Genomic DNA, 16,882 nt, shown 5'->3' on the forward strand with positions numbered 1-16,882 from the left:
AGGCTGTTTTCTGTATTTGCCTTACTTTTTAACCGTGACTTTTCTTGCTTCACTTACATTTCTCGCTTTGTCTTTAGCGGAAACATAGAGGTTCTTCCCTGCTTTTTGTTTCGGGATCCTCACCGAGAAGGTGCCTTTATTCGTTGCGGTTGCCGAGCCGATCACTTTCCCTGATACCTTGATGGATACAGTGGAATTGGCTTCGGCTTTGCCTGTGACGATCGTCGTTTTTGTCGTGACCTTGTCGACCGTCGGTTTACCAGGTGCGGTTTTGTCTGCGACGGTCATGGTTTTGACCGGGCTTGTATTGCCAGCTTTATCCGTTGCAGCAATCGTGAGGACGGTACCGGCTTTTTGTTTTTTTGACAGCGTTACGGTGAAGGTGCCTCCGCTGTTGGCATTTGCTTTGCCGAGGGCAGTGCTCCGGTTTTTGACCGTGACGGAAGAGCCCGCTTCGGCTTTGCCTGTTACTTTTACCGTATTGTCACCTACCGTATTGACTGACGGTTTAATTGGTGCCGTTTTATCTTCGACTTTGAATGAAACGGGCACACTTTTATTTCCCGAGGGATCGGTGACCCTCGTAGAGATCACGGTCCCGGCTGTTTGTTTGGCAATCGGCGCCGTGAATACCTTCTCGCCATTGATTTTCAATGTGGCCAGCTGTTTCTTATCGGTATAAATCGAGACGGTTCCCGTATGGAAATCGGCTGGGATGCTCCCAGTGATCTTGATGTCCTTATCGGAAATCTTTTTGACGCTCGGCCTGGTCAGCGTCTTCATCTCAAGAGCCTTTTTGGCATTGACCCTCCCGTTTCCATAGTAGATGTCCTTCCCTTTCGTGCCAAGATCCTTCGCTGAATCATAGAGGCGATATTCAACCTCCGTTTTGTTGAGCTTAGGCTCATTTGACCAAATGAGGGCCGCTACCCCCGCCACCATGGGCGTGGCCATCGATGTTCCGCTCATCCAGCCATATTTTCCATGTGGCAAGGTTGAAAGGATCTCATCTCCAGGGGCTGCAATATCCACGGTTGAATCGTAATTGGAATAATAGGGGCGCTTGTCCTTTTCGTCCGTGGCCGCAACGGAAATGACGTTACTGTATGCAGCTGGGTATACCCGCTGCACCTTTTTCCCCATATCGCCTTCATTGCCGGCAGCCGCGGCAATCAAGATGCCTTTTTTCGCTGCTTCCTGTACGGCTTTATTCAACGCCTCCGAATACATGTTGACTCCAAGACTCATATTGATAATCTTCGCTTTTTTCTCAATCGCATAATGTATCGCCTTGATGATATCGGCCGTATCGGCATAATCACCTTCAAAAACGTTGATTGGCATCAGCTTTACATTAGGTGCAACACCCGCTCCGCCGATGTTATTGTTTGCACTTCCAGCAATGATCCCGGCGATATGTGTCCCGTGCTGCCCTTCCGGCAAGATATTCTTCCGGTTACGGACCGTATCATAGGCGTTGACGATTTTCCCTGTCAAATCCGGATGTTTGCGGTCGATTCCATCGTCGATGATCGCCACGATCATCTCCTTCGAGCCCATCGATTTTACCCAGGCCGCTTCCGTTCCAAGATGTTTGTGATGCCACTGGTCTATGTAAGCTGGATCGTTCGGTATTTCCATCTTCTTGAACAGATAGTTCGGTTCGGCATACTCGACATTCTTCCGTTTCTCAAGCTTTTCGATCAGCTTGTCGGTCGTTTGTCCTTTTGGAACCTCGACCTTCTCGATCAGCTCATTAATCGGCTCATCATCCGTCTCTTTATATTTGACAATGACACCATCCGCTTTCGGAGCCACCTCTGCAGCTGCAGCCTCTTGCTGATAATGTGGCAGGAACATGAACAGCAAGGCAACTGGCAATACCGCCTGAATAAATTTGTACATGAAATCACTCCAAAAAAATATGATTAAGAATAAATATCGATGTCGGTCACTCAAGATCTCACTCTACCATTATCCCTAACTAGATTGTATACCGGAAGATATCGTTTTACTAACCTTTTTATCCAGTAAACAACTTGTTTTGGAATCATCCTTATTTCCCCTTGTGAAATCTCGAAAACTGAAGATGTATAAATAGATAAAAATGGTCGTCTTATTGACCAGTCTTAGAGGACAATGGAAGGCAACGACACTCCTGCGGGAATTCGCGTCTACGTGAGACACCACAGGCTGAAAGCAGAGGAGGCTCACGGACCTCCTCTGGAAAGATGAGTGCCTGCAGTGGAATGAAACACTGGAAGTCCAGTTAGTCAAAACTGTAGGATATGAGGATCTATCTTTTTTCAAGCAAAGTGGAATGCAAAGTTTGATGTACATACTTAAAACTATATGTAATCTGAATTCTATCTTCATTTTCACGCAGAGTGGAATGCAACGGAAGGCAACGACACGTTTGCGGGAATTGCGCGTCTACGTGAGACACCGCAGGCTGAAGGCCGAGGAGGCTCACGGACCGCCCGCGGAAAGAGGGAGTGCCTGCAGTGGAATGAAACGGTCGCCGTACAACTTCTCCAATACTATGGAAAACGGAATTCATTCTTCATTTTCACACAAAGTGGAATGAAACGGAAGGCAACGACACTCCTGCGGGAATTCGCGTCTACGTGAGACACCGCAGGCTGAAGGCCGAGGAGGCTCACGGACCGCCCGCGGAAAGATGAGTGCCTGCAGTGGAATGAAACACTGGAAGTCCAGTTAGTCAAAACTGTAGGATATGAGAATCTATCTTTTTTCACGCAAAGTGGAATGCAAAGTTTGATGTACATACTTAAAACTATATGTAATCTGAATTCTATTTTCATTTTCACGCAGAGTGGAATGAAACGGAAGGCAACGACACTACCGCTTAGGAATTGCGCGTCTACGTGAGACACCGCAGGCTGAAGGCCGAGGAGGCTCACGGACCGCCCGCGGAAAGGGAGTGCCTGCAGAGGAATGCAACACTGGAAGTCCAGTTAGTCAAAACTGTAGGATATGAGAATCTATCTTTTTTCACGCAAAGTGGAATGCAAAGTTTGATGTACATACTTAAAACTATATGTAATCTGAATTCTATTTTCATTTTCACGCAGAGTGGAATGCAACGGAAGGCAACGACACTACCGCTTAGGAATTGCGCGTCTACGTGAGACACCACAGGCTGAAAGCCAAGGAGGCCCACGGACCGCCCGCGGAAAGGGAGTGCCTGCAGTGCAATGAAACACTGGAAGTCCAGTTAGTCAAAACTGTAGGATATGAGGATCTATCTTTTTTCACGCAAAGTGGAATGCAAAGTTTGATGAACATACTTAAAACTATATGTAATCTGAATTCTATCTTCATTTTCACGCAGAGTGGAATGCAACGGAAGGCAACGACACTCCTGCGGGAATTGCGCGTCTACGTGAGACACCGCAGGCTGAAGGCCGAGGAGGCTCACGGACCGCCCGCGGAAAGGGAGTGCCTGCAGAGGAATGCAACGCTCGTTGGACATACCTAAAACTATATGTAAATTGAATTCTATCTTCATTATCACGCAAAGTGAAATGTAACGGAAGGCAACGACACTCCTGCGGGAATTGCGTGTCTACGTCAGACACCGCAGGCTGAAGGCCAAGGAGGCTCACGGACCGCCTCTGGAAAGATGAGTGCCTGCAGTGTAATGCAACGGTCATGGTAAAAATCTTCAAATCTATAGGCAATGGAAACTCCATCTTTGTTCTTACACAAAGTGTGATGCAACGCTCACAGAACAAAACATCAAAAAAACTGTAGGTAAACTCCATAACCTATCGAGTTTACCTACAGTATGAGACCGCCATGAGCGGTTTAATGTCCGCCTAAATAGGCATTCTTGATTTCTTCACTTGCTGTCAGTTCCTCTGATTTACCAGATAGGACAATCCGCCCCGTTTCGACCACATAGGCTCTGTCAGCGATGGATAGGGCCAAGTTGGCATTTTGCTCGACAAGCAGGATCGTCGTTCCCGTCTTATTGATTTCTTCTATTATATGAAAGATTTGTTTCACCAATAATGGAGCAAGTCCCATCGATGGCTCGTCCAATAGAAGCAGCCGGGGCTTGGCCATCAGCGCCCTGCCCATTGCGAGCATTTGCTGTTCCCCTCCGGAAAGCGTTCCGGATTGCTGCTTCAGGCGTTCAAGTAAACGCGGGAATAATTCATAAACCTTCTCCATATCCTGCTTGATGCCTGCCTTATCCTTGCGTAAATAGGCGCCAAGCTGAAGATTTTCTTCAACGGACATGTTAGCAAAGACACGGCGGCCTTCGGGAACATGGGAGATGCCCATTTTCACGATCGATTGCGCAGCCTTTCCGCCGATCGACTGCCCTTCATATAAGATCTTGCCTTGCTTTGGTTTTAATAATCCGGAAACGGTTTTCAGCATCGTACTCTTGCCGGCACCGTTCGCACCGATCAACGTCACGATTTCACCTTCGTTGATGGAAAGCGAGACTCCCTTCAAGGCTTGAATGTTTCCGTAATAGACGTTAATGTCCTCGATATTCAGCATTATGAAACCTCCTCGCCCAGATAGGCCTCGATGACTTTCGGGTTGTTGCGGATTTCCTCAGGCCGCCCTTGAGCGATCAGCTGTCCATGATCCAGTACGTATATGCGTTCGCAAACTCCCATGACAAGCGGCATATCATGCTCGATCAATAAGACGGTCAAATCGAATTTCTCACGGATGAGGGCGATCAAGTTCATCAGCTCATGCGTTTCTTGAGGGTTCATGCCCGCTGCCGGTTCATCGAGCAAAAGCAGTTTCGGATTGGCGGCAAGCGCTCGTGCGATTTCCAATCGTCTTTGTTTGCCATATGGCAGGTTCTTCGCCTTCTCGTCTTTATATTGATCAAGGTTGAAGATTTTCAGGAACTCAATCGCCTTCTCATCCATCTCCTTCTCCCCTTTAAAATGGATCGGCATGCGGAGAATCGAGCTTAAAATGCTATGCTTCGAAAGGGAATGATAGGCAACCTTTACATTATCGATGACGGATAGCTCACTGAACAAGCGAATGTTTTGAAAGGTCCTGCTGATACCCTTTTGTGTGATTTTATAGGGCGGCCGTTTTTTCAAGTCCTCCCCTTCCAAGGAAATCGTTCCTTCGGTCGGGACGTAAACCCCTGTCAACAGGTTGAAGAAAGTGGTTTTCCCAGCACCATTCGGTCCGATCAATCCAACCAATTCACCTGGGTATAGCTCGACGTTTACATCGGAAACGGCCTTAAGCCCCCCGAATTGAATACCGACCGAATCGACCTTAAGCAGCGGTGTTTTTGTTTTCATGGCTGCTGCCTCCTTTACGTTTGAACATGGAAGTTATTTCTTTCGTCCCCATTAAACCTTGCGGACGATAAATCATCATGACGATAAGCACAAGACTGTAAATGATCATCCGCGTTTCCGGATAATCTTGGAGGAATGTCGTGACCACAGTAAGTAATACGGCAGCCAACACTGCTCCTGACAAGCTTCCAAGTCCGCCAAGCACGACTAGGATCAAGATATCGAATGACTTCAGGAACCCGAAGTTCGATGGCTGGATGATATAGAAGTTATGGGCATAAAGCGCTCCGGCGATGCCGGCGAAAAATGCACCGATCGCAAACGCGACAACTTTGTAATAGGTCGTATTGATCCCCATCGAGTCGGCGGCCGTCTCGTCCTCACGGATCGATATGCAAGCCCTTCCATGTGTCGAGCTCGTGAAGTTCCTGATGACGATGACCGTCACAAGGACGGAAGCGAATACCCACGGCCAAGTCGTCAAATGGGAAACCTGCATGCCGCTCGCACCGCCAACATAATCGATGTTCAAAAGCACGATCCGGACGATTTCACCAAAGCCGAGGGTCGCTATCGCCAGGTAGTCACCTTTTAGACGCAAGCTTGGGATTCCGATGATCAGGCCGGCAAGCGCCGCTGTCAAACCGCCGACTATCAACGCTAGCGTGAATGGCATGTTCAACTTCATCGTCATGACGGCTGAAGCGTATGCCCCGACTGCAAGGAATCCTGCATGCCCGATGGAAAACTGCCCCGTTATCCCGATGATCAAGTGCAGGCTTGCTGCCAGAATGATATTGATCCCGATGAACATGAGCGTATTTTGATAAAAAGGATTGAGCGATCCGCCGCCGATCAACACCTGTATGATGGCGAAAAAGATCAATGATAATGAAATCGAGAGCCAAAAACCTTTTGCTCGCTTAATTGTAGTCATTGCTTTGTCTCCCCTATACTTTTTCTTTTTTGTTTTTACCGAATAAGCCTTGTGGCATGAAAATCAAGATAAGAATCAGTACGACGAAAGCTACCGCATCACGCCATAATGAGTAACCTGCGGCACTGACCAAGGCCTCGATGACACCAAGCAATAATCCCCCGACCATCGCACCCGGAATGATCCCGATCCCGCCAAGTACGGCGGCGACAAAAGCCTTAAGTCCAGGAAGCACACCCATAAGCGGCTCGATCTTAATATAATAAATCCCGAAAATGACACCAGCTGCCCCCGCTAATGCGGAACCGATTGCAAAGGTGGCAGAGATCGTGTTATTAACATTTATCCCCATCAGCTTGGCAGCATCCGCATCGAAGGAAACGGCACGCATCGCCTTGCCGATTTTGGTTTTATGGACGATGATTTGAAGAATGATCATTAAAACGACAGCGACTCCAAAGATCAATATCGATTGGCTATTGATCGATACTCCAAAAATATCGAACTTATCAGTCGGCAATACATCATTCGGATAGGCTTCCGGTTGTGCGCCGCGGACATAGATGAAGCCATATTCGATCAACAGGGAAACCCCGATTGCCGTGATGAGTGCGGCGATCCGTGTTGCGTTACGCAATGGCTTGTAGGCAATGCGCTCGATCAATACTCCAAAGAGTGCACAGACCGTCATCGCAATTAACAAAGCCGGCACGAATGACAGATCCAGAACCGTTATCGAATAAAACCCTACGAATGAACCAACCATGAAGACATCACCATGTGCAAAGTTAATCAATTTTACAATCCCGTAAACCATCGTATAACCGAGAGCGATAAGGGCATAAATGCTTCCTAATGAAACCCCGTTTATTAACTGCTGTATCAATTCCATGTTCGACTCTCCTTGAAAAATCTAATTTTATAATGATCGTCCAGACTCTTTCATTCCACTCATGGAAGTTTCAGCAACCTGGTATTCTGGAAAAATGAGAATTCGCCAGCGCCTTCTTATGGAAGAAGGGCCGGCGAAGGGTTGGACTTTTTTTCGGTATTAAGGATTGATCTTTGTGTTGAATACTTGTTTTCCGTCTTTGAATTCAAGGATGGTAGCTGATTTGATCGGATTATGTTTTTCATCCAATGTAAAGGTACCAGTTACAAGCTGAAGATTTTTCGTTTTTTCCAGCGCTTCTTTGATCTTTGTCGGTTCCGCTGAACCAGCACGCTTGATTGCATCCGCTAGGAAATATCCTGTGTCATAGCCAAGTGCGTTAAAGGCATCCGGAGATTTATCTTTGTATTTCGCCTTGAATGCAGACACAAAATTCTGAATTTTCTCATCAGGATCTCCTGAAGAATAGTGGTTCGTGATGTACGTTTTATTCAACGCCTTTGCACCGGCAATTTCCACTAGCTTAGGGGAATCCCAGCCGTCGCCGCCCATGAACGGAACATCCAGTCCAGTTTCCCGTGCCTGTTTCACGATCAAGCCAGCTTCCTCATAGTAACCAGGAAGGAAGATGAAATCCGGTTTCGCTGATTTCAGGCGAGTCAATGTGGAGCGGAAATCGGTATCCTTTGCAATGTAGGCTTCCTCTGCGACGATCTTTCCGCCATTTTTTTCGAATTGCTCTTTAAAGGCTGCCGCTAATCCTTTTGAATAATCGCTTGCGCTGTCGATATAGATGGCTGCACTTTTCGCTTTGATTTCTTTGGACGCGAAATTCGCAGCAACCGTTCCTTGGAACGGATCGATGAAGCTTGTCCTGAAGATGTAGTCGTTCAATTTATCTTTGCTGAAAGTGATTTCCGGGCTTGTACCTGAAGGCGAGATGACCGGGACTTTATTATCCTGTGCAATTTGCACCTGTGCAATCGAGTTCGTGCTTGTCGCCGCACCTACGATCGCCGCCACCTTATCTTGTGAGGTAAGCTTGATTGCCCCGCTTGTTGCTTCGGATGCTTCGGATTTATTATCGACTTTGATAAGTTTGATTTTTTTACCGTCAATGCCTTCTTTATTGATTTCCTCTGTCGCCAGCTCAAGGCCTTCGGCAATCGATTGGCCATAAGAGGCTACACCGCCTGATAATTCAAGGTTGACACCGATCTTGATCGTATCACCGTCCCCGCTCGATTTATCTGATGAACCAGAGCCGCCGCAACCCGCTAGCATGCCTGCCGCAAGTGTTAGAGAAAGAAATGCACCTGCTAGTTTTTTCTTCTTCATAAATAATCCCCCCATTTTGTAATCAGAGCTCTGATGCATGAATAATTATTCATGACGCCTCAGAAATTTTTGATTAGATGAAATGTTTAAAATTAAATTAATATTTCGAAAAATAGTTTACCGCATAATTTTCATTCCGTCTATACAATAATAGTGAGAAAATTTCGTTAAATAGGATATTTTTCATAGACCATAAGGTGTCGATTTTATATCCCTATATTTAAAATATTAAGAAAATTCTTATATTTATCAGAAAAAACAGATAATTAAGTTATATTAATATCGTAATTTCTGCCTTTTTTACCCAAAATATTTTATTCATCCCCCTATCATTTTCTCCCTTTTACTTACATTTTTCCCAATATAATTGCACGTCGATAGGGAATTAAACCCAGTATATCCCTTCCAATTTTGTCTTAATTCCTATTTCAAAATTGAATTATACTATCTTGGATGTATAAAATACTGCATGAAACTTCTAATCTTCTTTTAGCCGCCTTATAGATTTTGCATATACATTCTAGAAAAAATCCCGCAAAAAAACCGCCCTCTGGCGGTTCAGTGTCCTCTCTTCACTGGTTAGTGTAGTTTAAGTGAATATAAAATAGGGGGAGCCTGTCCCCCTATCCAAGTAGATTATGGATTGATTTTTGTCTTGAATGTTTGTTTGCCATCCACGTATTCCAGGATGGTGGCCGATTTGATGGGATCATGATTTTTATCGAGGTTCAGTGTACCTGAAACTAATTGAAGATCCTTGACATCTTCCAATGCTTTCCTGATTTTTTCTGATGATGCATCGCCAGACCTTTTGATGGCATCCGCCAGATAGTATCCAGTATCATAGCCAAGCGCGGCAAAGGCATCCGGTGTTTTATTGTACTCCTTTTTGAAGGCGGCAACGAAATCCTGGATTTTTGCATCTTCATCTTCTGGTGAATAGTGATTGGTGATATACGTATTTTTCAAAGCGTCGGCGCCGGCAATTTCAACGACCTTCGGTGAATCCCAGCCATCTCCGCCCATGAAAGGAAGGTCTATGCCATTTTCCCGGGCCTGCTTCAAGATCAATCCGACTTCTTCATAATAACCAGGAAGGAAGACGAACTCTGGCTTGGCCGATTTAATACGTGTCAATGTCGAGCGGAAATCCGTATCTTTTGTGACATAGGCCTCTTCCGCTACGATTTTGCCACCTTTGGCAGTGAACGCCTCTTTAAAGGCAGCGGCCAACCCTTTGGAATAGTCACTTGCGCTATCCACATAGATCGCAGCTGTCTTCGCCCCTACTTCGTCAGAAGCGAAATTGGCTGCAACCGTTCCTTGAAACGGATCGATGAAGCACGTCCTGAACACATAATCATTTACTTTTCCAGCTTTATTGGTGATGTCGGGGTTTGTTGCCGTCGGTGTGATTAAAGGAACCTTATTATCCTGCGCGACCTGAACCTGTGCCAATGTGTTCGTGCTTGTAGCCGAACCGACCACAGCCACTACCTTGTCCTGACTGACCAGTTTAATCGAGCCGCTTGTCGCTTCTGCCGCATCGGATTTATTATCAACCTTGACGATTTTCAGTTTTTTTCCGTTGATGCCCTCTTTATTAATTTCAGCGATGGCCAGTTTCAAACCATCTGCAGCCGATTGGCCGAATGATGCCGTACCTCCTGACAGCTCAAGGTTGGCTCCGATTTTAATCGTGTCACCCGAATTGGATGAACCTCCGCTTGAACTGCTGGTTTTCGAGTCGCCGCAACCTGCGAGCACCCCAGCAACCAATGAAAGTGATAGAAACACTCCTGCTAGCTTCTTCTTCTTCATTTGAAACCCCCTTGTTTGGTATGTTCTTTCAGATCATTAGAATATCTGAATAAAAATAATATTCTGAAAACAGTTTATCTCATTCTTTCGACCCCGTCTATATGATCTGGATAAAAAAGTTATTTAAAGGGAATATCTACTATTTCCATGCACAAAAAAACTGACTCTGCTAGAGTCAGTTTTGAAGCTCATCAATCGTTTACACGTCGGACGTCCACTTCTTTTAGTAGATCATTGATCACCCAGCTGGCTGCAATCAATCCAGCTACGGATGGCACGAATGCATTCGAGGACGGCGGCATTTGGGCTTTACGGATTTTTGCTTCGTCATTGCCGACTTCTTTGCGAACATCCTCACGAATGACGATCGGACTTTCGTCGGAGAAAACAACCGGAATTCCCTTTGTGATGCCCTCTTTACGCAATCTTGTACGGATGACCTTCGCAAGCGGGTCGGTATGCGTTTTGGAAATATCGGCAATTTGAAAACGTGTCGGGTCCATTTTGTTAGCGGCCCCCATGCTTGAAATCACCTTGATATTCCGCTTCAGGCACTCCTTCATCACATGCATCTTATATATCACCGTATCGGAGGCATCAATGACATAATCGAGGCCATAACTGAAAAACTCTTCAAACGTTTCTTCTGTATAAAACATTTTCAGGGCGATCACTTCGCAGTCTGGATTGATGTCTTGAATGCGATTTTTCATCAATTCCGCCTTCGGTTGGCCGACTGTAGATAAAAGAGCATGAATCTGCCTGTTTACATTGGTGATGTCGACATCGTCCTTATCCACTAGAATGATACGGCCGATCCCGGTACGGGCCAATGCTTCAGCTGAAAAAGACCCTACACCGCCTACCCCTAGGACAGCCACGGTCGTGTTTTTCAGTAAATCAATGCCTTCCTTGCCAATTGCTAATTCATTACGTGAAAACTGATGCAGCATATATATTCAACTCCAATAAATTCTGTTCTTATTTAGCTTCCCAATTAACAATATATCATAAACATCATTAATGACAAGCGAAATATGAGCAGTCCAATCGGAATTAGTTTTCTAGTTCATTTTTGATAATTTTTGAATGACGGTCGCCAGCAGCAAAGTCCGTTCTGCCAGGCTCGGTATTTCCAGATATTCTTCTTCACTGTGAGCGTTCCCGCCAATCGGTCCCAGCCCATCCACTGTCGGGATACCCAACTCGGCCGTAAAGGAAGCATCCGAACCGCCGCCCGTGGCCGTATCGGTGATATGGATGCCGATCTCCTTCCCCGCTTGGCGAATGGTCTCCAAAAGCATATTCGTTTTCTCGGTCTTTTCCATCGGAGACCGATCCATTTTCCCGGTCAATGTCGTTTTCGTTCCTGGAATGTATGACTTGGCACAAATTTTTTTCATTTGCTTAAGAATGACATCTTCCTGCCTTTTTTCCGTGATCCGTACATCGACAAAACCGGCCGCATGAGAAGCGATGGTATTCACCGCAGAGCCCCCCTCGATCATGCCGACATTGACGCTGATCCCCTTCTTCCGATCATTCAATTGATGTAAGTCAATGATCTTATGCGCCAATTCCTCAATGGCACTTCTTCCCTTTTCAGGCTCGATCCCCGAATGGGCCGCCACTCCGGCTATATCTAACTTGAATTGGCCGCAGCCTCGTCTCGCCGTGACCAAAGACCCATCCACCCTTGCCGGTTCGAGAACCAACGCATACTTCTTTTTCGCCGCCTTTTCAGCTATGAGGGAAGATGACGACGGAGAACCAATCTCCTCATCACTGTTCAAAATGATTTGAACATGCTTATAGCCTGTCTGCCCCGTCTGCTTCAAGCAAAGGATCGCATAAAAGATCGCGACCAAGCTCGCCTTCATATCAGCCACACCAGGCCCAAAAGCCCGATTTCCCTTTACTTTGAAAGGACGCTTCAGCGCCGTCCCCTCAGGAAAAACCGTATCCATATGCGCGACAACCAAAATATGAGGCTGAACCGCTTCACGATGCTGAATGACCAGCTGATTCCCATAATCCTTTTGCTTCACGATATCCACAATAAAATCCAAACCTTCAAACTTCGCCTTCAATATCAAGCCAATTTCATCTATGCCCTTTTTTGTATAAGATCCGCTATCGATATTCACCAGCTGCTCCACTAGCTGCAGCATCTCTTTCCGCTTAGCATTCAATAAGTCTCTCAAAGCCCTCACAACTTTCCTTCCATGGCTTATGATTTTTCAACCTTACTATAATTTACGAAATTATAGGATGGAATGTTACTTAAATGGGGCATATTTAACGATAATTCCAGCTTTTTGGTGACCGCTGCAACGCTCTTGGACGAAAACGGCGAATTACTCGTGAGTTTGGTGGGTTTTGCTTGAGAATTTCGGGATTTTATTCGTGACTTTGGCGACTTTATTCGTGATTTTCGGGATTTACTCGCGAATTGATGCCATTTATTCGTGAATTGCGGCTGTTTGTTCGTTTTTGAGCGCACAAAAAAACCCATGTTATGAACATGAGTTGCTTTGTGATGTATAAGAGTCCCAATTGTGCCGTTTACGCCTTTGTTTTGAACCCGCTCTCCGCAGGTGGGTGCTCGGTTCCTCGCGTTTGTAAGTCCTCCTCGAGGGGAGGCATGTACGCGGCCAGGAAACTAGTGCTCCCGGTAACTATAAGTGTTCGGTCAAAACTTATAGGTTAAAGAACGAACACATCAGGACTCTTACTTGTTGAAAACATCATATCATAATGCTTTGTTCCGTTTCAAGAGAAAGCATCTAGGTATTTTTTCATATTTTTCCCAGCCTTTTATTTCTTTAAGGCGGCCAGTCTTAGGCTTAGTTCTGCCAGTTGCTTGTCGCTTACGGCACTCGGGGCGTCAACGAGCAGGTCGCTTGCGCTTGCGGTTTTCGGGAACGCGATGGTGTCACGCAGATTCGTGCGGCCTGCAAGCAGCATGACCATGCGGTCCAGTCCAAGGGCGATTCCGCCATGCGGAGGCGTGCCGTATTCGAAGGCATCCATCAGGAAGCCGAATTGTGCGTTCGCTTCTTCTTCTGTGAACCCAAGCACTTTGAACATTTTTTCCTGGACGTCACGTTCGAAGATACGCAGTGATCCACCGCCAAGCTCATAGCCGTTCAAGACGAGGTCATATGCTTGGGCACGGACGCTTGCCGGATCTGATTCCAGTTTGTCCATGTCTTCGCGGAATGGCATCGTGAATGGATGGTGTGCGGCATAGTAGCGTCCTTCTTCTTCGTCATATTCGAATAGTGGCCAATCGGTTACCCAAAGGAAGTTGAATTTGCTTTGATCGATCAAGCCTCTTTCTTTGCCGAGCTTGTTGCGAAGCGCTCCAAGTGCATCGGCGACGATTCCCTTCTTGTCTGCGACGAATAAGATTAAATCGCCCACTTCCGCTTCCAATGCAGAAACTAATTGCTGCTGGTCTTCAGCGAAGAATTTGGCGATGGGTCCTTTTACGCCGTCTGCTTCCACTTTCAGCCAGGCCAAGCCTTTTGCGCCGTAGATGGCGGCAAATTCAGCCAATGCATCGATATCTTTACGTGAATAGTCGGCGTTTCCGTCCTTGACGACGATCGCTTTAACTTGCCCGCCGCTTGCAACGGCGCCAGTGAATACTTTAAAGTCGCTGTCTTTGACGATTTCGGATACGTCTTTAAGTTCCATCCCGAAACGTGTATCCGGTTTGTCGGAACCATAACGGCCCATCGCTTCATTGTAGGTCATTCTAGGGAATGGCAGGGCCACGTCCAGTCCTTTTACATCCTTCATCACTTTCGCCATCATGTTTTCTGCCGTGTTAATGATATCTTCTTGGCTCATGAAGCTTGTTTCGATATCGATTTGGGTGAATTCGGGCTGTCTGTCAGCACGTAAATCTTCATCACGGAAGCAGCGGGCAATTTGATAATAACGTTCGAAGCCGGATACCATCAATAGCTGCTTGAAGATTTGCGGTGACTGTGGAAGTGCATAGAATTCGCCTTCGTGTACACGGCTAGGCACTAAATAATCGCGTGCCCCTTCCGGTGTGCTTTTCGTTAAGATAGGTGTTTCGATATCAAGGAAGCCTTCGCCGTCCAAATAATCGCGGATCGCCTTTGTTGTTTGGTTACGCATTTTCAACGTTTCGAACATGGCCGGACGACGCAGGTCCAAATAACGGTATTTCAAGCGGATATCTTCTGAAACATCCGTTCTCTCATCAATGATGAAAGGAGGGGTTTTTGCTTCATTTAATATCGTTACGCTTTCGGCTTGAACTTCGACGGTCCCGGTTGTTACATTCGGGTTGATGTTGGCTTCATCACGCTTGATGACTGTGCCTTGGATATCAAGGACATATTCATTACGGATTTTTTCCGCAGTGGCCAAGGCTGCTGCCGAAATATCAGGATTGAAAACGACTTGCACGACACCGCTTCTGTCACGAAGGTCGATGAAGATGACTCCGCCCAAATCGCGTCGTTTTTGTACCCAACCCTTTAATGTTACTTTTTCACCAATAGCTGCTTCTGTTACTTCTCCATTGAAGTATGTTCTGCCAAACATGGTATTTCCCCCTTAAGCCTGTAGCTTTTTGAATTGTTCAACGAATGTGGCAAGATCCACCTGGACTTGTTCTCCCGTTTCCATGAACTTTACATTGATTTTATTATTGGCCAATTCATCATCACCGAGTGTCGCCACATATCTCGCTTCCAGGCGGTCGGCCGATTTAAATTGAGCTTTCACTTTACGGTCTTGATAGTCCTTTTCAACAGTGAAACCGGCACTGCGCAATTGATGGGCAAGCTTGACGGTATAATCTTTGGCTGATTCACCCAATGAAACAAGATAACAATCAATTCCCTTTTTGATCGGCAGTTCGATGTTTTCTGCTTGTAAGGCTGCAATCAGGCGTTCGATGCTGAGTGCAAAGCCGATTCCCGGAGTTTCCGGCCCGCCAAGTTCTTCAGACAGCCCATTATACCGGCCGCCTCCACAAAGTGTTGTAATGGCGCCAAAGCCTTCTGCATCACTCATGATTTCAAACGCGGTATGGTTATAATAATCCAAGCCGCGAACCAGTGTCGGATCTTCGACGAAGTCGATTTCCAAATCCGTCAAGTGCTGTTTCACTTTTTCAAAATAAATACGGGATTCATCATTCAAATAGTCAATGATGGATGGCGCCGTCTTCATCAATTCGTGATCATGGTCTTTTTTACAATCCAGGATCCTTAATGGATTTTTTTCCAGACGGCTTTGACAGTCACCGCAAAACTCGCCAATGCGAGGTTGAAAATGTTGGATTAACGCATTTCGGTGGGCAATCCGGCTTTCCTTATCTCCAAGGCTGTTGATCACAAGTTTCAGCTTTTTCAACCCAAGCTCCTTGTAGAGGCTCATCGCAAGAGATAGCACCTCTGCATCGATGCCTGGATCTTTACTGCCTAAAGCTTCGATCCCGAATTGGACGAACTGGCGGAATCGACCTGCCTGCGGACGTTCATAACGGAACATCGGCCCGATATAATAAAGCTTGACCGGTTGATTCGCCCATCCAAACATCTTGTTTTCGATGTATGAACGGACAACCGATGCAGTGCCTTCGGGACGAAGGGTCAAATTCCTCTCGCCTCGGTCTTGAAATGAATACATCTCTTTTTGGACGATATCGGTCGTATCGCCGACACCGCGTAAAAACAATTCTGTGTGCTCGAAAATCGGTGTGCGGATTTCTTTATATTGATAGCGGTGACAAATCTCACGCGCTGTCTTTTCGATATACTGCCAAATTTCCGTTTGTCCTGGCAATAAATCCTGTGTACCTCTAGGAATCTGAATAGACATATATGTTTCCTCCTTAAAAGCAAAACGCCCTCCCTGATCTGGCGCTATACCGATTTTTTCCAAACAAAAAACTCCCGCCCCTTGTAACTGTTCCGTTACAAGGGACGAGAGTTGGATATCCCGTGGTGCCACCCTAGTTGAAGCACTAAAAAAATCAGTGCCTCCGCTTAAAAACAGTTAACGCCTGTTATACGTCCAGCTCCTATTAAGAAAATCCGTTCGGAGTGAAGCCTACGGAGGGTTCTTTCGTTAAGTCATCATGCGGAATGCTTTCAGCCAAGGCATTTCCTCTCTTTTCATGTGTTTCTTAATTACTCTTCTCCATCATTGGTTGTTGCAGTTATAAGTCTGATATTTTATAATCATACGGACGTTAACTACAAATGTCAAGGCAGGCTTTAGGATTTCATCGCATTTTATTGATTCAAACGTTTTTTCAGGTTTTTGACCGTCCGGACATTGACTCCAAACTCGGATGCCAATTCAACCAGGTTCGCACTTTGTTCCTTCTGGATAAAATCGTGGAAATCGACACCTAACACTTGATTGCCTCCGCTCAAACTCGTTTGATCTTTTTCGCTGAATTTCATTTGGTTCCCTCCTATATCTCTATAGGGTTTATTCTTTCCTAAAAAAAATGTTTTTTGCACTGGGAAAGAGGGAAATTTTTATTGGACGAGAATACATACATAAGGACATGAAAAG

At 46.0% G+C, this 16,882-nt stretch carries 12 protein-coding genes, 1 other RNA gene and 1 other annotated feature; all 13 genes read right to left on the minus strand.

Annotated features, from left to right (window positions below; genetic code table 11):
* Window positions 1-21 precede the first annotated feature (21 nt).
* Window positions 22-1,905, minus strand: coding sequence for a S8 family serine peptidase (locus MHI53_RS16710; protein ID WP_340371780.1), 1,884 nt, complete (start codon window positions 1,903-1,905; stop codon window positions 22-24).
* Window positions 1,906-3,831: 1,926 nt separating this feature from the next.
* Window positions 3,832-4,539: an ABC transporter ATP-binding protein gene (locus tag MHI53_RS16715; protein ID WP_061143699.1), complete on the minus strand. Its 708-nt coding sequence runs from the start codon at window positions 4,537-4,539 to the stop codon at window positions 3,832-3,834.
* Window positions 4,539-5,318 (minus strand): ABC transporter ATP-binding protein, encoded by a 780-nt coding sequence (locus MHI53_RS16720; RefSeq protein ID WP_061143700.1) that lies wholly within the window; start codon window positions 5,316-5,318, stop codon window positions 4,539-4,541. Before MHI53_RS16720 ends, MHI53_RS16715 begins: the two co-directional genes overlap by 1 nt.
* Window positions 5,293-6,255: a branched-chain amino acid ABC transporter permease gene (locus tag MHI53_RS16725; protein ID WP_061143701.1), complete on the minus strand. Its 963-nt coding sequence runs from the start codon at window positions 6,253-6,255 to the stop codon at window positions 5,293-5,295. The genes MHI53_RS16720 and MHI53_RS16725 overlap by 26 nt, the downstream gene beginning before the upstream one ends.
* 13 nt (window positions 6,256-6,268) lie before the next feature.
* Entirely contained in the window at window positions 6,269-7,147 is an 879-nt protein-coding gene (locus tag MHI53_RS16730) for a branched-chain amino acid ABC transporter permease (protein WP_061143702.1), read from the minus strand.
* A gap of 159 nt (window positions 7,148-7,306) precedes the next feature.
* Window positions 7,307-8,485: an ABC transporter substrate-binding protein gene (locus tag MHI53_RS16735; protein ID WP_061143703.1), complete on the minus strand. Its 1,179-nt coding sequence runs from the start codon at window positions 8,483-8,485 to the stop codon at window positions 7,307-7,309.
* A 636-nt stretch (window positions 8,486-9,121) separates the two neighbouring features.
* On the minus strand, window positions 9,122-10,306 hold the full coding sequence (locus tag MHI53_RS16740; RefSeq protein WP_340371781.1) for an ABC transporter substrate-binding protein: 1,185 nt from the start codon (window positions 10,304-10,306) through the stop codon (window positions 9,122-9,124).
* 191 nt (window positions 10,307-10,497) lie between these two features.
* Entirely contained in the window at window positions 10,498-11,259 is a 762-nt protein-coding gene (locus MHI53_RS16745; RefSeq protein WP_061143705.1) for a tRNA threonylcarbamoyladenosine dehydratase, read from the minus strand.
* A gap of 111 nt (window positions 11,260-11,370) precedes the next feature.
* The gene (locus tag MHI53_RS16750) at window positions 11,371-12,519 is read right to left on the minus strand and encodes a M20 family metallopeptidase (protein WP_340371782.1); all 1,149 of its coding nucleotides are present in this window, start codon (window positions 12,517-12,519) and stop codon (window positions 11,371-11,373) included.
* A gap of 332 nt (window positions 12,520-12,851) precedes the next feature.
* A non-coding RNA gene (gene ssrS, locus MHI53_RS16755) (6S RNA) lies at window positions 12,852-13,038 on the minus strand.
* 85 nt (window positions 13,039-13,123) lie between these two features.
* On the minus strand, window positions 13,124-14,893 hold the full coding sequence (aspS, locus tag MHI53_RS16760) for an aspartate--tRNA ligase (protein ID WP_061143707.1): 1,770 nt from the start codon (window positions 14,891-14,893) through the stop codon (window positions 13,124-13,126).
* Between the two features lie 12 nt (window positions 14,894-14,905).
* Window positions 14,906-16,177: a histidine--tRNA ligase gene (gene hisS / locus MHI53_RS16765; protein ID WP_061143708.1), complete on the minus strand. Its 1,272-nt coding sequence runs from the start codon at window positions 16,175-16,177 to the stop codon at window positions 14,906-14,908.
* Window positions 16,178-16,274: 97 nt separating this feature from the next.
* Window positions 16,275-16,514: a binding site (T-box leader), on the minus strand.
* Between the two features lie 79 nt (window positions 16,515-16,593).
* Window positions 16,594-16,767, minus strand: a complete 174-nt coding sequence (locus MHI53_RS16770; RefSeq protein ID WP_053535815.1) for a hypothetical protein — start codon at window positions 16,765-16,767, stop codon at window positions 16,594-16,596.
* Window positions 16,768-16,882: the final 115 nt, after the last annotated feature.

Origin of the sequence: Peribacillus sp. FSL E2-0218 (assembly GCF_037992945.1) — a bacterium.
Lineage (GTDB): Bacteria > Bacillota > Bacilli > Bacillales > DSM-1321 > Peribacillus > Peribacillus simplex_B.